The organism is Streptomyces silvisoli, assembly GCF_029269905.1.
GTDB lineage: Bacteria > Actinomycetota > Actinomycetes > Streptomycetales > Streptomycetaceae > Streptantibioticus_A > Streptantibioticus_A silvisoli_A.
In genome coordinates this window covers 20,438-43,534 of the sequence record NZ_JARJBC010000008.1, presented here as the reverse complement: position 1 = coordinate 43,534, position 23,097 = coordinate 20,438, and the positions used below count along the sequence as shown (strand labels likewise).

The 23,097-nt window shown below is 70.5% G+C and carries 23 protein-coding genes; 7 read left to right on the top strand and 16 right to left on the bottom strand.

Annotation, left to right across the window (positions count from 1 at the left end; genetic code table 11):
* Window positions 1-18: 18 nt before the first annotated feature.
* The 8 genes from P3G67_RS14860 to P3G67_RS14825 all read right to left on the bottom strand — a co-directional run bounded on the left by P3G67_RS14860 (window position 19) and on the right by P3G67_RS14825 (window position 7,524).
* Window positions 19-294 (bottom strand): acyl carrier protein, encoded by a 276-nt coding sequence (locus tag P3G67_RS14860; protein ID WP_276093915.1) that lies wholly within the window; start codon window positions 292-294, stop codon window positions 19-21.
* 24 nt (window positions 295-318) lie between these two features.
* Window positions 319-1,371 carry a beta-ketoacyl synthase N-terminal-like domain-containing protein gene (locus tag P3G67_RS14855; protein WP_269857487.1) on the bottom strand — a complete coding sequence of 351 codons (1,053 nt, stop codon included), beginning with the start codon at window positions 1,369-1,371 and terminating at the stop codon, window positions 319-321.
* The gene (locus P3G67_RS14850) at window positions 1,368-2,501 is read right to left on the bottom strand and encodes a beta-ketoacyl-[acyl-carrier-protein] synthase family protein (protein WP_276093914.1); all 1,134 of its coding nucleotides are present in this window, start codon (window positions 2,499-2,501) and stop codon (window positions 1,368-1,370) included. Before P3G67_RS14850 ends, P3G67_RS14855 begins: the two co-directional genes overlap by 4 nt.
* Before the next feature lie 12 nt (window positions 2,502-2,513).
* Window positions 2,514-3,656 carry an N-methyl-L-tryptophan oxidase gene (gene solA / locus P3G67_RS14845; RefSeq protein WP_276093913.1) on the bottom strand — a complete coding sequence of 381 codons (1,143 nt, stop codon included), beginning with the start codon at window positions 3,654-3,656 and terminating at the stop codon, window positions 2,514-2,516.
* Window positions 3,649-4,719 carry an LLM class flavin-dependent oxidoreductase gene (locus tag P3G67_RS14840; protein ID WP_276093912.1) on the bottom strand — a complete coding sequence of 357 codons (1,071 nt, stop codon included), beginning with the start codon at window positions 4,717-4,719 and terminating at the stop codon, window positions 3,649-3,651. The genes solA and P3G67_RS14840 overlap by 8 nt, the downstream gene beginning before the upstream one ends.
* A 52-nt stretch (window positions 4,720-4,771) precedes the next feature.
* Window positions 4,772-4,978 carry a tautomerase family protein gene (locus tag P3G67_RS14835; protein WP_276093911.1) on the bottom strand — a complete coding sequence of 69 codons (207 nt, stop codon included), beginning with the start codon at window positions 4,976-4,978 and terminating at the stop codon, window positions 4,772-4,774.
* Window positions 4,979-5,165: 187 nt separating this feature from the next.
* Entirely contained in the window at window positions 5,166-6,410 is a 1,245-nt protein-coding gene (locus tag P3G67_RS14830) for a DegT/DnrJ/EryC1/StrS family aminotransferase (RefSeq protein WP_276093910.1), read from the bottom strand.
* Between the two features lie 208 nt (window positions 6,411-6,618).
* Window positions 6,619-7,524, bottom strand: a complete 906-nt coding sequence (locus P3G67_RS14825) for a LysR family transcriptional regulator (RefSeq protein ID WP_276093909.1) — start codon at window positions 7,522-7,524, stop codon at window positions 6,619-6,621.
* A 142-nt stretch (window positions 7,525-7,666) separates the two neighbouring features.
* Between P3G67_RS14825 and P3G67_RS14820 the strand changes: the two genes are divergently transcribed.
* Window positions 7,667-9,046 (top strand): MFS transporter, encoded by a 1,380-nt coding sequence (locus P3G67_RS14820; protein ID WP_276093908.1) that lies wholly within the window; start codon window positions 7,667-7,669, stop codon window positions 9,044-9,046.
* A 493-nt stretch (window positions 9,047-9,539) separates the two neighbouring features.
* Here P3G67_RS14820 and P3G67_RS14815 read toward each other — a convergent pair whose 3' ends face one another.
* On the bottom strand, window positions 9,540-9,860 hold the full coding sequence (locus tag P3G67_RS14815; protein WP_276094097.1) for a hypothetical protein: 321 nt from the start codon (window positions 9,858-9,860) through the stop codon (window positions 9,540-9,542).
* 254 nt (window positions 9,861-10,114) lie between these two features.
* Between P3G67_RS14815 and panD the strand changes: the two genes are divergently transcribed.
* Window positions 10,115-10,534, top strand: a complete 420-nt coding sequence (gene panD, locus P3G67_RS14810; RefSeq protein ID WP_276093907.1) for an aspartate 1-decarboxylase — start codon at window positions 10,115-10,117, stop codon at window positions 10,532-10,534.
* A 97-nt stretch (window positions 10,535-10,631) separates the two neighbouring features.
* On the opposite strand, the gene grpE is transcribed toward panD, so the two are convergent.
* From grpE to P3G67_RS14780, 6 genes are all read right to left on the bottom strand, one after another.
* Window positions 10,632-11,201 carry a nucleotide exchange factor GrpE gene (grpE, locus tag P3G67_RS14805; protein ID WP_276093906.1) on the bottom strand — a complete coding sequence of 190 codons (570 nt, stop codon included), beginning with the start codon at window positions 11,199-11,201 and terminating at the stop codon, window positions 10,632-10,634.
* Complete coding sequence (dnaK, locus tag P3G67_RS14800; RefSeq protein WP_276093905.1) at window positions 11,198-13,072, bottom strand: molecular chaperone DnaK; 1,875 nt, start codon at window positions 13,070-13,072, stop codon at window positions 11,198-11,200. The genes grpE and dnaK overlap by 4 nt, the downstream gene beginning before the upstream one ends.
* Before the next feature lie 115 nt (window positions 13,073-13,187).
* Entirely contained in the window at window positions 13,188-14,351 is a 1,164-nt protein-coding gene (locus P3G67_RS14795; RefSeq protein ID WP_276093904.1) for a sensor histidine kinase, read from the bottom strand.
* On the bottom strand, window positions 14,348-15,022 hold the full coding sequence (locus P3G67_RS14790; protein ID WP_276093903.1) for a response regulator: 675 nt from the start codon (window positions 15,020-15,022) through the stop codon (window positions 14,348-14,350). The genes P3G67_RS14795 and P3G67_RS14790 overlap by 4 nt, the downstream gene beginning before the upstream one ends.
* Before the next feature lie 406 nt (window positions 15,023-15,428).
* Complete coding sequence (locus P3G67_RS14785) at window positions 15,429-16,661, bottom strand: glycoside hydrolase family 27 protein (protein WP_276093902.1); 1,233 nt, start codon at window positions 16,659-16,661, stop codon at window positions 15,429-15,431.
* A 98-nt stretch (window positions 16,662-16,759) separates the two neighbouring features.
* Window positions 16,760-18,220 (bottom strand): sugar porter family MFS transporter, encoded by a 1,461-nt coding sequence (locus tag P3G67_RS14780; RefSeq protein WP_276093901.1) that lies wholly within the window; start codon window positions 18,218-18,220, stop codon window positions 16,760-16,762.
* A 204-nt stretch (window positions 18,221-18,424) separates the two neighbouring features.
* Here P3G67_RS14780 and P3G67_RS14775 point away from each other — a divergent pair, with 204 nt between their 5' ends.
* The 4 genes from P3G67_RS14775 to P3G67_RS14760 all read left to right on the top strand — a co-directional run bounded on the left by P3G67_RS14775 (window position 18,425) and on the right by P3G67_RS14760 (window position 22,069).
* Complete coding sequence (locus P3G67_RS14775) at window positions 18,425-19,330, top strand: SIS domain-containing protein (protein ID WP_276093900.1); 906 nt, start codon at window positions 18,425-18,427, stop codon at window positions 19,328-19,330.
* A 39-nt stretch (window positions 19,331-19,369) separates the two neighbouring features.
* The gene (locus P3G67_RS14770; protein WP_269859313.1) at window positions 19,370-20,227 is read left to right on the top strand and encodes a class II fructose-bisphosphate aldolase; all 858 of its coding nucleotides are present in this window, start codon (window positions 19,370-19,372) and stop codon (window positions 20,225-20,227) included.
* 123 nt (window positions 20,228-20,350) lie between these two features.
* Complete coding sequence (locus P3G67_RS14765) at window positions 20,351-21,145, top strand: DeoR/GlpR family DNA-binding transcription regulator (RefSeq protein WP_276093899.1); 795 nt, start codon at window positions 20,351-20,353, stop codon at window positions 21,143-21,145.
* Between the two features lie 81 nt (window positions 21,146-21,226).
* A complete protein-coding gene (locus tag P3G67_RS14760; protein ID WP_276093898.1) occupies window positions 21,227-22,069 on the top strand; it encodes an SAM-dependent methyltransferase in 843 nt (280 codons plus the stop codon).
* Window positions 22,070-22,073: 4 nt separating this feature from the next.
* On the opposite strand, the gene P3G67_RS14755 is transcribed toward P3G67_RS14760, so the two are convergent.
* The gene (locus P3G67_RS14755) at window positions 22,074-22,595 is read right to left on the bottom strand and encodes an ATP-binding protein (RefSeq protein WP_269859316.1); all 522 of its coding nucleotides are present in this window, start codon (window positions 22,593-22,595) and stop codon (window positions 22,074-22,076) included.
* A 225-nt stretch (window positions 22,596-22,820) separates the two neighbouring features.
* On the opposite strand from P3G67_RS14755, the gene P3G67_RS14750 reads away from it, so the two are divergent.
* Complete coding sequence (locus P3G67_RS14750; protein WP_269859317.1) at window positions 22,821-23,057, top strand: DUF397 domain-containing protein; 237 nt, start codon at window positions 22,821-22,823, stop codon at window positions 23,055-23,057.
* The last annotated feature ends 40 nt before the right edge of the window (window positions 23,058-23,097 follow it).

Below are 23,097 nucleotides of genomic sequence, written 5' to 3'. Positions count from 1 at the left end.
CGGCGTGCGCGGTGCGGCTCAGGAGTCGCTCCGCCGTGCCTTGTCCAGCAACTGCTGGATCTCGTCGAGGGTGTCCGCCGCGCTGATGTCGTCGTCCGTCAGGCTGACGCCGAAGGCCGCCTCGATCTGGGTGGCGATCTCCAGGAGCGCGAGCGAGTCGACTCCGAGGTCGTCGCGGAACCCGGCGTCGTCGGTGACCTCCTCGGTGCCGAGTTCCAGGACCCGCGCCACGATCGCGCGCAGCTCGTCCTTGTCCGCGGTGGTCTGCTGGGAGTTGGCCATGGTTGAAGTCACGTTCCCTTCGAGGAAGTTGTCTCGTTACGAGGTCGGGGCCGCGCACAGCAACGCCGCCGCGGTGCCGCCGGGCAGTCGGCAGGACGCCGCGAGCACCGCGCCGTCCGCGCCCCGGTCGAAGTGGGCGACGGCCGCGGCGGCTTGCAGCACACCCAGCGCACCGGACTGCCGCCCGGCCCACCGGGACAGATCCGTCACCGCCGGTGCCGTGGCCGCGCCGGGCAGCGCGTCCAGTGCCGAGTGCTCGGCGGCCAGCAGCCCGAGCGGTCCGCCGCCCTCGGCCGCGGCCGTCATCGCCGCTCCCACGTCCGCCGCCCTGGCGTAGCCGTGCAGCACCGAACGCGCCCGTGCGCCACGGGAGTCGGCATGCTCGGCGGCCTCCACCACCACCGACGCCGCGCTGTCCGGCCAGCGTCGCTCGCCCTCGTCGGCGAGCAGCCGCGCGGTGTACTCGTTGTCCGGCTCCACACCTGTGACCAGCACCAGGTCGGCGCGGCCGGTGACGAGCAGGATCCGCGCCCAGTGCAGGGCGTCCAGGCCGCTGCTGGGGCCGTTGCACAGCGTCAGGTTGGGGCCGGTGAGGCCGTAGCCGATGGCCACCCAACCGGCGATTGAGTTGCTTGAGGTGTGCGGCAACCCGGTGGCCTTCAGGCCCTTGGAGGTCTCCTGGTCGATGGTGTCGAGGAAGGAGCAGACCGTGTCGAGGTTGCCCAGGTTGCTGCTGACCACCACCGCGGTGCGCCGCGCCGGTCCGTGATAACCGCCGTCGTCGGACAGCAGCCCGGCGTCGCGCAGCGCGGCGCCCGCCGAGCGCAGGGCCAGCCGGGAGGCTCGGTCGCGGTGCCGCATCTCCCTGCCGGTCAGGGCGGTTCGCGGATCGAAGCCGTCCGGGTGGCGGGTGTACTCCGCCAGCAGGTCGGCGGCGCCGCGCAGTCCGTCAACCGCCAGCCCGACACCGGTGATCCACGCGGTCCGCCCTCCGCCACCGCCCTCGAACGGGGAGCTTCGCTCCGCTGTTGTCATGCCCGCCCGTCGCCCGCCACCGCCCTCGAACGAGGAGCGTCGCTCCACTGTCATGATGTGACCCCTTCGACGATCGCGATCGCGTTGAGCCCGCCCATGCCGATCGAGTGGACCTGGGCCAGCGCCACGTCGGTCGCCCTGGCCTCGCCGTACACCAGGTCCAGGCCCTCGGCCTCCGGCATCAGCTCGTCGAGTCCGGCGGTGGGTGGCACCAGGCCGTGGCGCATCGACTGCGCGGCCACGATCAGGCTGAGCAGCCCGGAGCCGCCCAGGGTGTGGCCGGTCATCGACTTGATCCCGGTCACCATCGGCTGCCTCGCCACCCGGCCGAAGACCGAGTGCAACACGGCCGCCTCGGCCTGGTCGTTCAGCACGGTCCCGGTGCCGTGCAGCATCACCAGGCCGACCTCGTCAGCGGTGATCCCGGCACGCTGGTGGGCCTGTTGGACGGCGGCCTCGACACTGGCGGCGTCCGGGGCGGTGGCATGGGCGGCGTCGCAGTTGACGCCGACGCCGCGCAGCCTGGCACGTGCCCGGCCGCGGTCCCCGCCCGGGCGCTCCAGCACCACCGCGACGGCGCCCTCGCCCATCATCATTCCCCTGCGGGAACCGTCGAAGGGCCGGACCTGGTCGGGGACGTTCTGGATCCGGTCGAAGGCACCGAAGGTGCTCTCCGTCATCACATCCGTTCCCGCCACGACGACGGTGTCCGCCAGCCCGTGCTCGATGAGGTCCTGTGCCATCCCGAGCATCGTCAGCGAGGCCGAGCACGCGTTGGCGAAGGTGTGGGTGTCGGTGAACCCGAACTCCGCGCGCAGCCCGGCGTCGAAGTTGAGGTCAGGGAAGCGCACCGGGTGCCTCTCCCGCCACCACAGCTCAACCGAGCGCTGTTCCCGGTGGGTTGTGCCCACCAGCACCGGGCAGGACGCGGCACGGTCGGCGATCCCCGCGTCGGCCAGCGCCTGGCGCACCGCGGCGTGCAGGAATCCGCTGGCCCGCATGGGCACGTCGGAGCCCGGCGGCTGGTCGGTGATCGGATACGCGTGCTTCTGCCGGAAGCCGCTGGTGTCGAACGCCGTCACCTCGGCCAGCCCCAACCGGCCCTGGCACAACCGGTGGTGGATCTCCTCCGGGGTGGACCCGACGGCGGCGACCGCCCCCATACCGGTGATGTCGAGTGTCACCGGCCCCTCCCTTCACAAGTAGCGCTTGACATCGGTGAAGGACAGGTCGACCCGCGGCGACGCGCCCACCGCCAGGTCGGCCAGCGCCTCACCAAGACCGGTGGCGTGCTTGAAACCGTGCGCGTTGTCACCGCCCGCCACGATCACATTGGGGGCGTGCGGCAGCGCGCCGACCACGAACTGGCCGTCGGGGGAGAGGGTGAGCATGCACACCGCGACCCGCGACGGTGCTGCCTCAAGCCCCGGCAGGAAGGTAGGCAGGTACCCGCACAGCTCGTTCCAGTCCGCCGAGTCGACCGAGCGGTCGCTGCTGTCCGGATCGAGGGCGACCGCCGTGCCGCCGAACTGCTCAAGCCCCAGCTTGATGTCGTAGGGCCCCTCGGAACCGCAGCCCCACAGCACGGTGTTCTCCCCGATCTGCCGCATGAACACCGGGAACTGCTCCAGGGCGTACGGCAGCGCGCCGGGCAGCGGCCGGAACCAGGTCACCGGCATACGCGCCACCCGCAGCGCGGGCACAGGCACCAGGGACGGCAGCCATGATCCGACGGTGACGACCACCCGCCCCACCCGCAGACTGCGGGTGGGGGTGTGCAGCCACACACCCTCGGGGTCCGGCTCGATTCCGGTGACCCGGGTGTCGGTGAACACCGTGGCGCCCGCGGCCTCGGCGAGGTCCAGCGCCGCGCGGACCGCCGCCTCCGGGCGGATCAGCTTGGCCGACGGCTCCCACACCCCGATGTCCCCCGGTGCCAGACCGGCGTGCTGCGGATAGCGGCGGACCAGCTCGTCCCGGCCCAGCACGGCCACCTCGATGGCGTGCTGCCGGGCGGCGGCCAGCGTTCCGGCCACCACCTGGCTGTCCGGGGCGCCGATCAACAGCCCGCCGCAGTCCAGCAACAGCCGCTGCCCCGACTCGCGTTCCAGATGCCGCCACAGGTCGAGGGACCGGCGGGCGAGCGGAACCAGACCGCTGTGTTCCAGGCAGGTGACCCGGAACATCCGGCTGCCGCCGTGCGACGCCCCGAGCGAGTGCCCGCGGCCGTAGCGCTCGATGCCGAGGACCCGCACCCCGCGCCTGGCCAGCTGCCACAGCGCGGAGGACCCCCAGGCGCCGAGGCCGACGACCGCGACGTCCGCCGCCGGCTCAGACATCCGCGTTCCCGAAGTGCGGCGCCACGTGGTCGGCGAACAGCTCCAGCGCGCGCCTGCTGTCCTCGTACGGCATGTAGCCCGGGTTCAGTTGCAGGCTGACGGTGATGTCGTCACCGAACCAGCCCCTGATGGCGGTCAGTTGCTCGGTGACCTCCGCCGGGGTTCCGGCCAGCACCTTGTGGTCGTTCAGCGACTTGGTGAAGTCATAGGTGCGGACCTTGTCGATCAGTTTCTCGTAGCCCTTGTAGTCCGCCGAGGTGGTGGCCGCCCAGGAGGCGATCGCGCCTGTCATCAGGTCGATGTAGTTGTTCTCGAACCGCTCGCCCCACTCCAGCGCCTGCGCCCGGTCCTCCGACAGGTAGCAGGTGTACTTGACCTGGACCCGCCCGGCGCCCGCCGGGCGTCCCGCCGCGGCCCAGGACCGGCGGTAGGAGTCCAGCATCTCCAGCATGACCTCGTGGCTGACGATCGATGGCACGATCTGCAGGTGGTATCCGTCGGTCCCGGCCTGGGCGCAGGACTCCGGGCTGGACGCGGAGGCCACGAAGATCGGCGGGTGCGGGTTCTGCACCGGGCGCGGCAGCAGGGTGATCGGGCCGAAGCGGTAGAACTCCCCTTCCCAGGTGACGTTCTCCTCCGACCACAGCCGACGGCAGGCCTCCACGCCCTCGGTGAACCGCCTGCGGCTCTCGTCTATCGGAATGCCGAACCAGTCGAACTCGTCGGGCAGGAAGCCGCGGCCGAAGCCGACGTCGAGCCGCCCGCCGCACAGGTTGTCCAGCATCGCCAGCTTGCCCGCGAGCTTCAGCGGGTGCGTGAACGCCGGGATCACCGCGCCGGTGGTGATGCGGATCCGCTCGGTCCGCGCGGCGATGGCGGTCAGCAGCGTCACCGGGTCGGGGCTGTAGCCGCCGTACGGGGAGCCGTAGTGCTCCACGGTCTGCACGTGCTCGAAGCCGTGCCGCTCGGCGAGCACCGACAGGTCCAGTACCTCCCGGTAGTACTCGGCCGCGGTCTTGCGCTCCGGAGCGAAGACCGGAAAGAAGTTGAGCCCGAATTCCACGATTTCCCTTTCTCATGGACCTGCGGTGGCGTCACGTTGGTCGCGGGCGCGACTACGCGGGGTCGTTCGGCGGTTGCCCGACCGGTTTTCCGGCGATTCCCCACCGGTGTTCCGGAGTTGGCTCCAGCGTGATCCACACATGCTCGCGGACCTCTGCGCCGAAGGTCTCCACCACCGCGTCGGTGAGGCTGGCGATCAGCTTCTGCTCGGATTCCGGATTGAGGCGCTTCTCAAGAATGCGCACGGAGATGAACGGCATCGATTTCCCATCGAAGGGGAGGGGCGGGATGGCGGCCCGGCTAATCACCGCTGGAATGCGGGCGGCTGGTGGCCGCGGTCCGCTTCGGTTGAAATGCTGCCCGGCCGAGCGGGCGGCCCGGAAGGTGTTTTGCCGGTTAGCTTGGTCAGGTTGGTCCGGTCAGCTTGGTCAGCGCCGGTCAGCCCGGTCACGCCACGCTGAAGCGGGGCGACGGGGAGCCGTTCAGCTCGGCCAGTGAGTGGTCCAACGCGTCGGCCAGGTAGTCCACCTGGGAGCCGGTCAGCCCAGGGTGGCAGGGCAGGTTCAGGTGCTGCTCGAACCAGAGTCGTTCGGCCACCGGGCACTCACCGGGACCGTGCCCCTGGTGCCGCCATTCGGGCAGCAGGTGCTGCGGAAAGTAGCGCAGCTCGATCTGCACCCCGCGCCTGTCCAGCGACAGCAGCAACTGGTCGCGCAGCTCCTGGGTCTGCGCGAAGCAGGTGTACAGGTGGTACGAGTGCTCGCTGTGCGCGGGGGCGGACTGCGGGGTCACGAACGAGTAGCCGCCGAGCACCTCGTCGATCCGCGCGGCGATCGACCGGCGCGCCCGCTCCACCTCCTCAAGCCGGTCGAGCTGCACCAGTCCGACGGCGGCGGCCGCCTCGGACATGGTGGCGTTGGTGCCGGCGCGGCGCAGCCGGCGCACCCTGTCGGTGTAGACGGAGGCGGAGTACTTCATCCAGGGCAGCACCACCGGCTCGTCCACCCCGGTCCAGTACTGCTGGTCGATCTCCGCGTCCACCTCGTTGGAGCGCAGCCGGTCAAGGCGCTCCGCCCAGTCGTCGCGGTCGAAGGTGATCATCCCGCCCTCGCCGAGGGTGGTGATGTTCTTGGCGTTCTGGAAGCTGAACGTCGCGATGTCGGCCAGCGAACCGGGCCTGCGGCCACGGTACTTGGCGCCCTGCGCGTGCGCGCAGTCCTCCAGCACGGTGATGCCGTGCCGCCGGGCGACGGACATGATCTGGTCCATCTCGGCCGGGCAGCCGCCGTAGTGCACCAGCAGCACCGCCCTGGTGCGGGCAGTGATCAGCGATTCCAGCGCCGCCGGATCCAGGTTGAGCGTGCCCGGCTCGATGTCGCAGAACCGAACCCGCACCCCGTAGTCCAACAGCGGCTGCACGGTGGCCTGGTAGGTCTGCGGGGTGGCGATCACCTCGTCGCCCGCCTGGAGGTCCAGCATTTCGATCGCCAATTCCAGTGCGACGGTTCCACTGGTGACCGAGATGGCGTGCCGACTGCCCACCAGATCGGCGAAGGCGCGCTCGAAACGGTCCCGCCATGTTCCCATCGACAACGGTTGCCCGCCCTCGACCAGTTCGGTCAGTACGGATATCTCCGGGGCGGCCAGCACACTGCCCCGCTTGCCCCAGGGCACCACGTAGTTCTTGTTCATTTTCTGATCCCTCTGATTCACGCCCGCCCGGCAGAAAAGGGCCGGTGCCGGAAATCGGCAGGGGCGGGCTCACGGCGATTCCGGTCGCGCGGCGACCCGGAAGAGTGCAGACACGGTGGTGAACCGGTGTGCGCTCCATGGAACGCGGCGGAACGTCGGGAACTGAAGAGTCAGCGGGGGTCAGCACGGTCAGCTTGGTCAGCCGAGGTCAGCGCGCGGTACGCATTCGACGTATGTGTTCGGCGAACCGGCGGGCTCCCGGGCTGGCCGCGTGGCCCTTGGGAAGCACCAGGTCAACGCGGCGTTCCAGGTGCACGCCGGTGACCGGGATCAGCCGTAGTCCGCCGTCCGCGGAACCGGGACCGACGCCGGGGTCAACTCCCTTGGGCACGAAGGCGATTCCGAGGCCCGCGGACACCAGGTCGAGGACCATGGCCCACTCGGTGACCTCACAGGTGATCCGGCGGGTGAGCCCGGCGGCGGTGAACGCGGCGTCCACCTGGACCCGGTTGGCCCACTCCGGGCGGGTCTCCACGAACCGTTCGCCGTCCAGCATGTCCAGGGTGAGCGACTCGGCGTCGGCGAGCGGATGGTCGGACCGGCAGGCCAGCAGCAGCGGTTCGGCGGCCAGCGGGATGACCCGCAGGTCGGCGGTGTGGCCGGGCACCGCGGACACCAGGGCGCAGTCGAGTTCGCCCTCGGCGACCATCTGGAGCATGGGCAACGCGGCCAGTTGCTGGAGGGTGATGTCCAACCCCGGGTGGGCGCGGGCGAATTCGGCCAGCCAGCGGGCCAGCGGCACCAGATGCTGACTGGTCTGCAACGCGCCGATACGCAGCTGACCGGTCAGCACGCCCTTGACGTCGTGCACCACCTGGCGGGCCGCCTCTGCGGCCTCCAGCGCGTGCCGGGCGGCGGGCAGCAGCGCCTCGCCCTCCGCGGTGAGCCGTACCGGGCGGGTGCCGCGGACGAACAGCACCGTGCCCAGGGCCTTCTCCAACGCGCGTACGGAGGAGGACAGTCCGGACTGGACGATGAGTTCGCGGGCGGCGGCCCGGGTGAAGTTGCGTTCTTCCGCGAGGGCCACGAAGTGGCGCAGATGCCGGAGCTCCATCACGCCATTATCTCTGGCAGAGATGGAAAATATGCGATCCCCATCTCCCTGAGTTGAAACAGGTAGTGGGAACCGGCCTGTTGACTCGTATGTACGGCCCGAACAGCACGACGGCCGTCACGGAGAACGGGAGACGACAGAAGTGACCACGACCGAACCAGTGGCCTACCAGTACGAGCCAGCCACCGAGGACCGCGGTGCTCCGGCCATGAAGCCTCCGCGAACCTCCCGGGCTTCGCACGGCACCGGGTTCTGGTTCGTGGCGATGGCGTTCATGGTGCTGATGGCCTTCGGCACCCTGCCGACTCCGCTGTGGCCGCTGTACCAGGCGCGCGACCACTTCGGTCCGACCGTCGTCACGGTGGCGTTCGCGGTGATGGTGGTCGGTGCGGCGGCGAGCTTCCTGACCCTGGGGCATCTGTCGGATCGTTTCGGCAGACGCCGCATCGTGGTGCCCGCACTGCTGGTGGCCACCTTCGCGTCGGTGATCCTGCTCGCCTGGCCCGCGCTGCCCGGCCTGATCGTCGGCCGCACGCTGACCGGTGTGGCGGTGGGCCTGATGGCCTCCACCGCCACCACATATCTGGCCGACCTGTACCACGAGGCCCATCCGGACCGTGAGGGTTCACCGGTGCCCGGCCTGGTGGCCGCCGCCGCGAACCTCGGCGGCCTGGCGCTCGGACCGCTGATAGCCGGGCTGCTGGCGGAGTGGGCCCCGGCACCGCTGATCACCCCGTACGCGCTGTGGGCGGTCGCCATGCTGGTCTTCCTGGTCCTGGTGTTGAGCACCCCGGAGACCGTCGACCTGGAACTGCCCGCACAGCAGCAGCCGGTCCGCTTCGCGCTGCGGCCCGGTGCCGGTCCGGCGTTCGCCGCCGCCTCCGTGGTGGGGTTCTTCGCCTTCGCGGCGCTGGGCCTGTTCTCCTCGCTCGGCGCGATCATCATCCGCGGCCAGCTGCACATCACCTCGCACGCCATCGCGGGCGTCGCGCCGTTCACCATGTTCGCCGCCTCCGCGATCGCCCAACTGGCGCTGGGCACACTGCCGTTGGTCCGGCTGATGAAGATCGGCGTGGTGCTCTTCCCGGGCGGTATGGCACTGACCGCGGTCTCCCTCTACCACCCGACGCTGACGCTGTTCCTGGTGGCGGCCGGGATCGCGGGCGCGGGCGCGGGGCTGCTGTTCAAGGGCGCGGTCAGCCAGGTCGCCATGGCCGCCGCCCCCACGTCCCGCGCCGGTGTGCTGGCGATGTTCTTCGTCATCTCCTACATCGGCATGGGCGCGCCCTCGATCGCGTTCAGCATGGTCATCCAGCACGTCAGGTTGCAGCCCGCGATGATCGGCTTCTCCATCATGCTGTCGGTCGGCGCCATGGCGGCCGCCGCGGCCACCAGCCGCAGCGCCACCCGTCGTCGCGTGCGCGGCCGGCACCGCAGGCAGCGTGGCGCCAGCGGCCAGCACCGGGCCACCCGCCGCCGGGGCGCCACCGCCCACGCGGGCGGTGCGCACCGCCCGTCCTGACGGCGCGGGGCACCCTCGCCCCGCTCGGTACCACGGGTGCGCAGGCACGTACCTCGGGACGAGGGGCCGCCTCTTCGTTCACGGGAGCGACGCACTCGGCAAGTGGCGTGACGGGACAGGTGGCGGACAACAGCGAACCAAGCGTGCTCCAGCCCGAGTTGTGCGGTCTGTGCGAGACCGTGGTCTCGCACGAGAGGGCGGCGCTTACGCGCTCGTGCCGGTGGCTTTGTTCACGAGTAAGGACGTCAGCCGAGCTGTAAGCGGCGACCCGGCGTGATCACCGTGCTGGCATGAAGACGCGCGAGCTCAGGCGAAGGCGGTGACGTGGTCGGCGACGCGGACGCGCAGGCCACGCGGAGGCTTGTCGTTAATCGATGCCACGTCGGCGGACAGCCGTGCCGCGTCTCACCCGGCCTCATCCCGGCACCGCCCGATGTCACCGGATACCCGGTGTCCCCTGACAGGGGTGGCTCCCACTTTTCGATGCCGATCGTTACGGGGTGCCGTGGCCGTCGAGGAAGCGATGCAGTACAGCGGCCTCTGCACGGAGCTGCGCGACTCGGTCAGCGTGAGCGGGTGCGGTCAACTGCGCTGCGGCTTCGAGTCGTTCGGTGGCCTCGGCTCGCACGATATCCGCCACGTTGCACTCGCTCAGCTCACGTCGCGCGGCCTCGGTGGCGCCGACACCGACCGGTGACTGTTCGAGGGCCAGGCCCCGCGTCTCGGCTTCGTCCACCGGCACGGCCTCCGCGTTGTCCAGTGCGGCGAGCGTTGAGCGCAGTGCGCTCACGGCGGCCTTGTCGCGGGCGCGCATCGCTTCCGGGAGGGCTTGACGCATACGAACACGTAGGGACATGCCGGGACCTTATGGCCGTGCTCTTGGTCCCCACAACGGGATATCCGCCCCCGTCGATGCCTGATGTCGCGTCAGGGAAGTCGGCATTGGGTCAGCATGAGTCCGGTAGAACCCGGGGAACGCTGCCTGGACACGCGACTGGCTGTAAGATGTGGAAACGGCCCTTGACCTGCAAAAAGGCAGGCAGGGAGCCTGCCTGTAGGAGTGCACCGATGTTGCGTACCATGTTCAAGTCCAAGATCCACCGTGCCACGGTGACCGAAGCCGACCTGCACTACGTGGGATCGGTGACGGTCGACGCCGAGCTGATGGAGGCCGCCGACCTGCTGCCGGGCGAGCTTGTCCACATTGTCGACATCACCAACGGCTCCCGGCTCGAGACCTACGTCATCGAGGGCGAGCGGGGCTCCGGCGTCATCGGCATCAACGGTGCGGCGGCGCATCTGGTGCACCCCGGCGACCTGGTCATCCTGATCAGCTACGCGCAGGTGGACGACGCCGAGGCCAGGACGCTGCGGCCGCGCGTGGTGCACGTGGACGAGCGCAACCGCATCGTGGAGCTGGGCGCCGACCCCTCAGCCCCGGTGCCGGGCGGCGACACCGTACGCAGCCCCCGGGCACTGGCACGCTGAGCGGGGTTCAGGGGTTCCGGGGGCTTGTCCCAGGAACGTCATCCCGCCGCGAGGGCAAGCAACCCGCCCGGCGGATGCATGCGGTGCCGAACCAACCTCAGCCGGGCTCCGACGGCGCCGCCACGATCACCAACGCCGGGCTCAGCAGCTGATCGCCCAGCCGGTACCCAGGCCGCAGCACCTGCGCGCAGGTCGGACGGTCGACGTCGGCAGAGCGGGACTGCGACAGCGCCTCATGCACGGTGGGATCGAACGCCTCCCCGGGCTCGCCGAACGACCGCAGGCCGAGCGCGGCCAGATGCGTCTCCAACGCGTCGCTGACCGCGACGAACCCGTCGGTCATGTCGCCGTGACGCCGCACCTGCGTCACGGTGTCCAGCACCGGCAGCAACTCGCGCACCACGTTGGCGACCGCGATCTCGCGCACCGCCAGCCGGTCGCGCCGCACCCGCTTGCGGTAGTTGTCGTACTCCGCCTTCACCCGCTGCAAGTCCGCGGTGCGCTCGGCCAGTTGGGTGCCGAGCTGGCCGGGTCCGGTCTGCGTCGCCGTGCTGGACGGGGGCCGCAGGCGCAGCACCGGGTCGGTCGGGTGGGCGCGCGGGTCGTACGGGGCGGACACCGGTACCGGTAGCCGCGTCCCGGGCGGGGAGCCGGTGGGGTGGGTCATCCGGTGCCTCCCTTGGGCTTGTCCTCGTCGACGATCTCGGCGTCCACTACCTCGTCCTCCGGTTTGCCGCCGGATTCGCCCGAGGCGCCGGTGTCGCCGCCGGTGGTGGCTCCGGTGCCCTCGCCCGCCGCGGCGTACATCGCCTGGCCCAGCTTCTGGCTGGTGGTGGCCAGCTTCTCGGTGGCGGTGCGGATCTCGGCGACGTCCTCGCCCTTGAGCTTCTCCTTCAGCTCACCGACGGCGGTCTCGACCTCGGTCTTGACCTCGCCCGGGACCTTTTCCTCGTTGTCCTTGAGGAACTTCTCGGTCTGGTAGACGAGCTGCTCGGCCTGGTTGCGGGTCTCGGCCGCCTCGCGGCGCTTGTGGTCCTCCTCCGCGTACTGCTCGGCCTCGCGCATCATGCGGTCGATGTCGTCCTTCGGCAGCGCGGAGCCACCGGTGACCGTCATCCGCTGTTCGCGTCCCGTCCCCAGGTCCTTGGCGGAGACGTGCATGATGCCGTTGGCGTCGATGTCGAAGGTGACCTCGATCTGCGGTACGCCGCGCGGCGCCGGGGGCAGACCGGTCAGCTCGAACATGCCGAGCTTCTTGTTGTACGCGGCGATCTCACGCTCACCCTGGAAGACCTGGATCTGCACCGACGGCTGGTTGTCCTCGGCCGTGGTGAAGATCTCCGAACGCTTCGTCGGGATCGTGGTGTTGCGCTCGATCAGCTTGGTCATGATGCCGCCCTTGGTCTCGATACCGAGCGACAGCGGCGTGACGTCCAGCAGCAGGACGTCCTTGACCTCACCCTTGAGCACACCGGCCTGGAGGCTGGCGCCGATCGCCACGACCTCGTCCGGGTTGACGCCCTTGTGCGGCTCCTTGCCGGTCAACTCCTTGACCAGGTCGGTCACCGCGGGCATCCGGGTCGAACCGCCGACCAGGATCACATGGTTCAGATCGGAGACCTTGATCCGCGCGTCCTTGACCGCGGCGTGGAACGGCTCCTTGCAGCGCTCCAGCAGGTCTGCGGTGAGCTGCTGGAACTGCGCCCTCGTCAGCTTCTCGTCCAGGTGCAGCGGGCCCTCGGCGGACGCCGTGATGTACGGCAGGTTGATCGAGGTCTCGGTGGACGAGGACAGCTCGATCTTGGCCCGCTCGGCGGCCTCGCGCAGCCGCTGCACCGCCATCTTGTCCTTGGACAGGTCCACCCCGTGGGCGTTCTTGAACTGCTTGACCAGGTGCTCCACGATCCGCTCGTCCCAGTCGTCACCGCCCAGATGGGTGTCGCCGTGGGTGGCCTTCACCTCGACCACGCCCTCGCCGATCTCCAGCAGCGACACGTCGAAGGTGCCGCCGCCCAGGTCGAAGACGAGGATGGTCTGGTCGTTCTCCTTGTCCAGGCCGTAGGCGAGGGCGGCGGAGGTCGGCTCGTTGATGATCCGCAGCACCCGCAGCCCGGCGATCTCGCCCGCCTCCTTGGTGGCGGTGCGCTGCGCGTCGTTGAAGTAGGCGGGCACGGTGATCACGGCGTCCGTGACGTCCTCGCCCAGGTACGCCTCCGCGTCGCGCTTGAGCTTCTGCAGCACCCGGGCGGAGATCTCCTGGGCGGTGTAGCGCTTGCCGTCGATGTCCCCGGTCTCCGGGAAGCGCCAGTTCGGGTCGCCCACGTGGCGCTTGACCGAGCGGGCGGTGCGTTCCACGTTGGTGATGGCCTGGCGCTTGGCGATCTCGCCGACGAGCACCTCGCCGCTCTTGGCGAAGGCCACCACCGACGGGGTGGTGCGGGCCCCCTCCGTGTTGGTGATGACCGTGGGCTCACCACCCTCCAGGACGGACACCACGGAGTTCGTCGTACCGAGGTCAATACCGACTGAGCGTGCCATGGCAGCTCTCCTCTTCGCGCCCGCGACCGGCCGTCGATTCCAGAGTGCACCGCCCCCGGGGCGATCACCAGTGGATGACCGTCCGCCGGGCTGGCCGCGGTGTCGGGCCCGGCGCTCAGCCCAGCGGCAGGCTCAACCGCACCGCGAAGCCGCCGTCCGGTTCCGGCCCGGCCGTCAGCGTGCCGCCGAGCAGCGTGGCCCGCTCCCGCAGGCCCACGATGCCGTGGCCGCCGCCCGGCAGATCGGGCCGCGGCGCGTGAGCGCTGGCCGGGCCGTTGCGCACGCACACCCGCAGCGACTCCGGCGCGACCCGCACCGACACGGTGGTGGCCGCCCCGGGGGCGTGCTTGCGGACGTTGGTCAGCGCCTCCTGCACCGTGCGGTAGGCGGCCCGCTCCACCGGCTCGGGCAGCAGCATGCCGTCCGCGCCCTCGATCCGCAGCTGGGCGTCCACCTCGGAGGCGTCCACCAGCGCGGGCAGATCGGCGAGGGTGGGCTGTGGCGCGAGCTCCGTCGGCCCGGCCCCGGCCGCCCGCAGCACCAGGATCATGCTGCGCAGCTCCTCCAACGTGGCCACCGCCAGCCCGCGCAGCGTTCCGGCGACCTCCTTCACGTCCGGATCGCGCGCGGTGACCTCCAGCGCGCCCGCCTGCACGGCGATCAGGCCCGCCTGGTGCGAGACCACGTCGTGCATCTCCCGGGCGATCCGCGCCCGCTCCCTGGCTATCACCGTCTGTGCGTGCAGCGCCCGTTCGTGGTCACGTAGCGTCGCCAGCTCCGCGATCCGGTCCGACAGGTCCTTCCTGGTCTGGGCGAGCAGCCCCAGCATCACCGGACCGGCGCCCAGCATCACCGCGTAGATCAGCTGCTGCACCAGGTCGCTCAGCGTCTCCTTGGAGAACCCGGTGATCGGCCAGGGGATGAACGCCCCCGCGGCCACCACCAGCGCGGTCAGCGCCTTGTGCCGTACCGGTCGCTCGGTCCTGGCCACGGTGTAGGCGGCGACCATGGCGGCGATCAGCGCGTTGCCCGCGTACAGTCCGGGCAGGGTGGCCAGCAGCACGGTGCGCGGCCAGCGCCGCCGAAGCAGCAGGATGGCGGCGGCGCCCAGTGACGCGTAGAAGTGCCAGTCGCGCGGTGGGGGATAGTTCAGTGCGGCGTCCAGACCGGCCAGCGCCACCAGGCCGAGGTCGATGGCGCGCGGCTGCCAGCGGCAGTGGGTACGCCACAGGAACCGCAGGAACGGCATCGTCTGTGCCTCGCCTGCCCGGCGCCTCACGGTTCCTGCTCCTCGACCAGCCCCACCCGGTCCGCCAGCACGGCGGCCTGGATCCGGTTCGCCACCCCCAACTTGGTCAGCACGGCCCGGACGTAGTCCTTCACGGTGGCCACCGCTATGTGCATCCGGGCGCCGATCTCCGCGTTGGACAGCCCCTGCCCGACATACGCCAGTACCTGCCGCTCGCGCGGTGACAGCGCGCTGACGGCCTCACTGGCCTGGTACGACGCCCCGGCCCTGGCGGGATGGCGCAGCCTTCGCACCACCGAGGGGGACAGGCAGCCCGCACCGGTGGCCACCGCGCGCACCGAGCGCACCAGGATCTCCGGGTCGGTGTCCTTGAGCAGGAATCCCGACGCGCCGAGCCGCAGCGCCTCGCCGAGGTACTCGTCGGTGTCGAAGGTGGTGAGCATCGCGACGTACGGCGGGTCGGGCAGCTCGGTGAGCCGCCGCAGCACGGTGAGCCCGTCCACGTCCGGCATCCGGATGTCCAGCAGCACCACGTCGGGTTGTTCGTCGCGCACCGCGGCGAGCGCCTGGGCCCCCTCGCAGCTGGCCACCACCGTGATGTCCGGCGCGCTGCCCAGGATCATGGCCAGCCCGGATCTGATCAGCGTCTCGTCGTCGACGATCAGCACCCGTACCGGGGAAGGGGCTTCCACTTCAGTCATGCGGCGTTTCCCGCCCTGCTCACCAAACCTGTGCGACAACCATGAGAAATGCTCTGCGTGACCGTACCGCAGCCCGAATCGCCTCAGAAGAGTCAATTCGTAGCGGCCCGTTTACCGTCCGTCATAAGTCGCCGGGTGACATGGCCGTCAGGCCCTCGTTCCCAGGTCTGATCGGGTACCTCCGGTAGGAGGTGCGCTCCCCGTCGAGCGGTGGGTGTTGGCCGCGGGCGGGTGCTGGGAGGGTGGAACGCCAGCCGACGGGTGGCCCGGTCGGTGGTGGCAGGCAGCCGGCGCCCGTCGTCGGGACCCGCCGATCCCCCCACGCGTGAACGCGGATCCGGCGGCGGCAGCACCGGTGGCCCGCACGGGTCCCTGGGCGCGGCCGCGCCCAGGGACCCGTGCGCGCTCAGGACGCGTGCAGCCGGAGCATCACCGTGGCGTGCGGCCTGACCTGGACGGTGACCGAACCGCCGTACCGGCTGGTGCGCTTGGTCACCAGGTCCTTGCCGTACAGGTGTTGGGCGTTGCCGAAGCCGAGGGCGCTGGCCGGGGCGCTGATGGCGAGCGGGGTGTCGCCGCGGTTGAGGAAGACCACGGCGCGGTCGCCGTTCGCCAGCGGCCTGGTGAGCACGTCATGGGTGTCGGTGTGCACCACCCTGGTGGCCTGTACGCCCAGGCGGTCCTGGTCGACCGCGATGATGTCGCGGTTGCCGAGGATCGCCAGCGCCTGGGCAGAGAGCCTGGTCAGGTCGGTGCTGCTGATCAGCGGTGCGGCCATCTCCGCCCACAGCGTCATCTGCGTCTGCGACTCGTCGGCGGTCAGGCCGCGGTCGCCGACCAGCAGGAAGTCCGGGTCGTTCCAGTGCCCGGGGCCCGCGTACTTCTCCAGCGGCGCGTTGTAGTCGTAATTGCCCAGCAAGCTCCTCCACTTGGCCGCGCCGCTCTCCTGCCCGAGGGCGATGTCGGTGCCCTCGCGCCACAGGTTGCCGTACCTGGCCACCCAGCCGAGCACCGTGTACCAGTCGGAGGTGCCCTGGAAGTACGCGGGGGCGGACTCGGAGAAGACGATCCTGCGGCCGCTGTCGCGCAGCGCCCGGCTCATTCCGGCGTACGCCTGACGGTAGGTCTCCTCGTCGGACTGGCCGGGAACGGAGGGCACGTTGCAGCCGTCGAGCTTGAGGTAGTCGACGCCCCACTTGGCGAACAGCCTGGCGTCGGCGTCGTAGTGCTGCCAACTGCCCGCGTAGCCGCCGCAGGTCTGGGTGCCGGCGTCCTCGTAGATGCCGAACTTCAGCCCCATGGCGTGCAGTTGGCGTCCGACGTAGGCCATGCCGTCCGGGAACTTCTGCGGATCGGAGACGAGGTTGCCGGAGGCGTCGCGGTCCTTGGTCATCCAGCAGTCGTCCGTGGTGACGGTGTTGTACCCCTTGGCGGCCAGCCCGCTGCGGACCAGGGCCCTGCCCTGGTCCAGGATGAGCTTCTCGTTGATGCCGCACTGGTAGTACGACCAGTCGTTCCAGCCCATGGGCGGTGTGGCGGCCAGGCCCTGGTAGCCGCTGGAGTGCGCGGCGGGGGCGCTGGGCAGTGCCGCGGGTGTGACGAGCGCGAGCGCGGCGGCTACCGCTATTTTCGCGAACATGACAACCTCCGGTTGAGGGAAGGGCCGGGGACCGAAGCCCCGGAAGGGGCGAAGGCCTCGGAAAACGGGAGCCGGGGAGAACCCCCGGGAAGAAGCTGCTAGCCCTCGCCCCGGCGCGCGGCGCCAACCGCCGCCGCCAGAGCGTCGGCTGACCGGTCGACCGAGGGCCACCGGCCGCCGTTGCGCCAGTACGACTGGATCTCCTCCAGCCGCCGCCCCTTGGTCTCCGGCGCCATCCGGGCCACGAACACGATGGCCAGCAGCGCCAGTACCGCGAAGCCCGCGAACGTCCAGGTGGCGCCCACCCGGTCGATGAGCGACGGGAAGAACTGCGCGATCAGGAAGTTCGCCACCAGGTCCGCGGTGAGCATCGCCGAGGCGCCCATGGAGCGCAGCTGGGACGGGAACGCCTCGCTCGCGTAGACCCAGATCAGCGAGCCGAAGCCGAAGTTGAACGCGGCCGTGAACAGCAGCAGCGCGGTGAAGCCCACCCAGGTCGCCGCCCCGTGCAGCGAGGTGAGCCCGAAGACGGCGGTGAGCACCACCAGAGCGCCCAGCATGGTGCCGATCCCGCAGAACAGCACCACCCGCCGCCCGAACCGGTCCACGATGAACAGCGCCAGCACGGTGGCCACCAGCGAGGCGAGTTCCACGATGGACGGCAGCAGGAAGTTCTGGCCGCTGCCGGTGAAGCCCATCTTCTGGAAGATCTCGGGACTGTAGTACGTGACCGCGTTGATGCCGGTGATCTGGCAGAAGAAGCCCAGCGCCAGCACGAACACCGTGGCCCGGGCGTACGGCGGCCGGAACATGGCTGCCAGGCCGCCGTGCCCGCCGCGCTCCTGGCGGATCTCCGCCGCGATGGCCCGGGTCTCCGACTCCGCGTCGACATCGGGGTCGACCAGCCGCAGCACCCGCACCGCCTCCGCGTCCCGGCCCCTGAGCACGTACCAGCGCGGGGTGTCCGGCAGGAGCAGCAGCGGAACGGCGATGAGCGCGGCGGGGACGGCGGACAGACCGAGCATCCACCGCCAGTGACCGCCGTCCGCCAGGCCCCAGTTGACGAAGTAGGTGATGGTGATGCCCGCGACGCAGGCCACCTGGTAGGTGGCGGTCGCGGCGCCCCGGATACGGGCCGGAGTGGACTCGGCGATGTACAGCGGTGCCGCGACGATGCACACGCCGATCGCCACACCGAGCAGGAAGCGCATCGCGTCCAGCACGGCCACGTTGGGCGCGAACGCGGACAGGGCGACGAACACCGCGTAGGCGGCGGCCACCAGCACCATCGTCCTACGGCGGCCCAACGCGTCGGCGATCCGGCCGCCCGCGACCGCCCCCAGGATCGAGCCCACCACCAGAACGCTGTTGACCAGGCCCTGTTCGGTGGAGCCGAGGTGGAAGTCCCTGCTCAGGAAGACCAGGGCACCCGAGATGCTGCCCGTGTCATAGCCGTAGATCACCCCCACCAGGGCGCCGGTCAGCGCGATCAGCCGACCGGTGCGGTAGGCGCCGGAGCGCGGCGCGGCAGTGGGGGACACCTGGGGCAGGTGAGGCATAGCGGCAACCACCGTGATTGGTTTTGGGGGTTGTGCTGATCGATTTTGCAAATATCCAGGCCCTACTGAGCATCTGTCAACAGGCTCGCCGCATCCGGCCCCTGGGTCGGGGGAACGTGGACAGACGGCCGCTCTTGCGCGATGCTGATCGAAGTGCGCCTACTTCGCGCATCAGAAATCACTCAGAGCCGGAGAGAAGGATCGATGGCCGCGATCGAGTACATGGCGCAGGAAATCGACAGCCAGCCGGACGCATGGCGGCATGCCGCCGAGATCGCCGCCGCCGACGTCCCGCTGCCCGCCCCCGGTGAGCGGGTCGCCGTCGTCGGCTGCGGTACGTCGTGGTTCATGGCGCAGTCCTACGCGGCGCTGCGCGAGCGCGCCGGGCACGGTGTCACCGACGCCTTCGCCGCCTCGGAGGCGTTCGCCGCGGGCCAGGCGTTCGTCGGCCGCGGCTACGACACCGTGCTGGCCATCACCCGCTCCGGCACCACCACCGAACTGCTGCGGCTGATGGGCCTGTTGAAGGGACGTACCCGCACCGTCGCCGTCGTCGGCGACCAGCACACCCCCATCACCGAGGTGTGCGACACCGTCGTGGGGCTGCCGTTCGCCGACGAGAAGTCGGTGGTGCAGACCCGCTTCGCCACCTCCGCGCTGCTGCTGCTCCGCCGCCACCTCGGCGAGGATGTGGACGGCGCGGTACGCGATGTGGCGGACGCGCTGCGCCAGCCGATCGACCCGGCATGGGTGAAGGCCGAGCAGTTCACCTTCCTGGGCCACGGCTGGACGTACGGTCTGGCGAACGAGGCCGCGCTCAAGATGCGCGAGGCGTCGCAGAGCTGGACCGAGGCGTACCCCCTGCTGGAGTACCGGCACGGCCCGATCGCCATCGCCGCACCGGGCCGGGTCACCTGGGTGCTCGGCCCCGAAAGCGGCGAGTTGGCGGCGGACGTGGGACGTACCGGCGCGCTGTTCGTGCACCACGACCGGGACGCGCTGGCCGAACTGGCGCTGGTGCAGCGGGTGGCGCTGGAGCGGGCCAGGTCCCGCGGCCTCGATCCCGACAGGCCGCGCGCGCTGACCCGGTCCGTCATCCTGAACGCGTGATCGCGAGAACCTGACGGACAACTCGGAGAGGACCGTGCCGTGCCGCTGACAACCACCGCGTCCGTGATGCGGGACGCCGTCGCCGCGGGCAGCGGCGCCGCCGCCTTCAACGTACTGCACCTGGAGACGGCCGAGGCGCTGGTCGCCGCGGCGGAGCGCGCCGGAGCGCCGCTGATCCTCCAGATCAGCGAGAACTGCGTCCGCTACCACGGCAGCCTGCTGCCGCTCGCCCGGGCCACGCTGGCCCTGGCCGAGGCGAGCAGCGCCCCCATCGCCGTGCACCTGGACCACATCACCGATCCGGCGCTGCTGCGCGAGGGCGTCGCGGCGGGCATCGGCTCGGTCATGGTGGACGCCTCGGCACTGCCGTACGACCGCAACGTGGCGACGACCGGTGAGCTGACCGCCTGGTGCCATGACCGGAAGGTCTATGTGGAAGCCGAGTTGGGGGAGGTGGGCGGCAAGGACGGAGTGCACGCACCGGGCGCCAGGACCGATCCGGACGAGGCGCTGTCGTTCGTGCGCGCCACCGGAGTCGACGCGCTGGCGGTGGCCGTCGGCTCCTCGCACGCCATGCGCGAGCGCACCGTGGAACTCGACAAGGAACTGATCGCCAGGCTGCGCGACCGGCTGCCGGTGCCGCTGGTGCTGCACGGCTCGTCGGGCGTGCCGGACGAGGAGATCCGCAGGGCCGTCGCGGCCGGGATGACGAAGATCAACGTCTCCACCCACCTGGTCGCCGCCTTCACCGCCGAGGTACGGCGACGGCTGGCCGGGGACCCGGCCCTGGTCGACTCCCGCAAGTACGTGGGCCCGGCCCGCGAGGCGGTCACGGAGGCGGCGGCCGACCTGCTGCGCGTCATCACCACCCCCGCGCCCGAGCCCATCCCCAGCTGACCCCCGACCACCCGCACCACCGCGAACCCGCGCGGAAGGGGCCCGGGGGCTTGCCCGAGAATGCAAGGGGTCTGAGGGCCTGCCCCCAGAAAGCAATCACCCCGAACCCCGCGGGAGGCGAACTTGCGGCACGAACGACTGACCACCCTGCTCGAACTGCTCGGCCAGCGAGGGCAGATGGGGGTCGAGGAGGCCGCCGCGCAGCTGGGTGTGTCCGCCGCCACCGTACGCCGGGACATGGACACCCTCGCGGAACAGCAGTTGCTGACCCGCACCCGCGGTGGTGCGGTGCTCAGTTCCGTCGCCTACGACCTGCCCATACGCTACAAGGGCAGCCAACGCGCCGCGGAGAAGCGACGGATCGCCCAGGCCGCGAGCGCCATGGTGCCGCGCGGCAGCGTGGTGGGCCTCAGCGGCGGCACCACCACCACCGAGATCGCCCGCACCCTGGCGAGCCGCCCGGACCTGGCGGAGGCCGGTCCCGATCCGCATCTGACGGTCGTCACCAACGCCCTGAACATCGCCAACGAACTCGCCGTACGTCCGCAGATCAAGATCGTGCTGACCGGCGGTGTCGCCCAGCCCCGCTCCTACGAACTGGTCGGCCCCTACAGTGACCTGGTACTGCGCGAGGTCACCATGGACCTCGCGTTCATCGGGGTGAACGGCCTGGACCCGCGGGTCGGTGCCACCGTGCCCGACGAGCGCGAGGCCCGGGTGAACCGGTTGATGGCCGAGCGCGCCACCCGTCCGGTGGTGGTCTGCGACTCGTCCAAGCTCGGTGTGCGCGCCTTCGCCTCCATCGGCACCTGCGACCTGTTCGACACCCTCATCACCGACGACGGCGCCGACGAGCAGACCCGCCGCGAGTTCACCGACCGCGGCCTACGGGTGATCACCGCCCCGGAGCCCGGCTGAAGGGCGCGGGAATCCGCCCCAACAGGCTAGCCTGGCAAGGGCGTTGACATGATCTTGGGGCGCGGAAGGGACGTGCGGGCGATGGGGCGTGGTCCGGAGTGGATGCGGTCAGGGGCGGGCGCGCCCGTGGAACTGCACACCGACCGACCGCACGCCGCCCGGGTGTACGACTTCCTGCTCGGCGGCAAGACCAACTACGCGGCGGATCGCGAGGCCGCCCAGCGGACGCTGCTCGCCCTGCCCAACTCCGCACTGATCGCCCGGCAGAACCGCGCCTTCATGCACCGCGCGGCCCACTATCTCGCCGAAGAGGCGGGGGTTCGGCAGTTCCTGGACATCGGCACCGGCATTCCCACCTCGCCCAACCTGCACGAGGTGGTGCAGGCCGTCGACCCGCGGTCGCGGATCGTCTACGCCGACAACGACCCCATCGTGCTCACCCACTCCCGCGCCCTGCACACCAGCCATCCCGACGGCCGCACCGCGTATCTGCACGGTGACCTGTGCCGACCGGAGGACATACTGGCCCACCCCGAGTTGTCCCGCACCCTCGATCTGGGCCGGCCCGTCGCGCTCACCCTGGTCGCGGTGCTCCACTGGTTACCGAAGGAGTGCGACCCGTACCGGATCGTGGCCCGGCTGCTCGATGCGCTGCCCAGCGGCAGCTTCCTGGCGCTCACCCATGTGACCGATGACTTCGAGCGGCGGGCGCTGGAGGAGATCGCGGAGGACTTCCAGCGCACCGGCTCCACGGTGAGCGCCCGCAGCAAGGCCGAAGTGGCCGAATTCTTCGCCGGGTTGGAGCTGGTGGAACCCGGCGTCGAGGTGGTGCAGCGCTGGCGCCCGGACGACGGGGACATCGAGGCAGGATCGCTGTCGCCCACCGACATCCCGCTGTACGGGGGAGTGGCCCGCAAGCTCTGACCGTTCATCCGGCCGAGACCGCCGCCCACACCACCTTTCCACCGCGGTCCGGCGGCGTCCAGCCCCATGCCTCGCTGAGCGCGTCGATGACGTGCAGCCCGCGCCCGGACTCCGCGAGGTAGTCGGGCTCCTTGAGCACCGGCACGCCGGTACCGGGATCGCACACCGCGCACAGCACGGTGGTGCCCCGGCGCAGCAGTCCGAGCCAGACCGGGTGCGGCTGCACGGGCAGTTGGGCCGATGTCGTCAGTCCGTACCGCATGGCGTTGCTCAGCAGTTCGGAGACGATGATCGCGGCGTTGTCCACCAGGGCGGGCATGCCCCAGCCGGTCAACGTGGAGCGGGTGAACTGGCGTGCCTGGCCTGCCGCTTCGAGGTCGCCGGCCAAACCGCAGGCGGCGAACCCACTCGGCCCCTGGCCGTTGTCATCCAGCGGGAAGGCCCCCCTCGCGGCCATTGCCAGCCAGTGCCTGCCGGAACCGTCGGGTGCGGCGTTGCCTGCTGAATCGGCCGGATGTGTGGTCATCACGATCTCCGTGGAACCTCTCGGGCAGTCGTTGCGGACGGGCCTCCCGGGTCCACTATCCCCCGATGCGCGGTGGCGCTGCAAGCACATCTGCAATTACAGTCGTAAGGACACCGGTAAGTACATCTGCAAGAACGGATGCACGTGCACGGGAAGTTGATGCAGCGTCAGTTATGCGCGGCTCACCCGGTGGTCACCGTGCGCGGCGGCAAAGGAGCGACGGGGATGCAGCAGATCGACAACGGTGTGCAGGCCACTCGGATCGAGGGGGCGGTCTGGCGAAAGAGCCGTCGGAGCAACCCCAGTGGCAACTGCGTGGAACTCGCCGCGCTGCCCGACGGCCAGTACGCGGTCCGCAACTCCCGCCACCCCGAAGGGCCCGCGCTGATCTACACCCGTGAGGAGATGATCGCCTTCATCGGCGGGGCGAAGGACGGCGACTTCGACTCCCTGGTCGGCTGAGCCGGACCGCGACGATCAACACGGAGCGCATCCGTGTCGC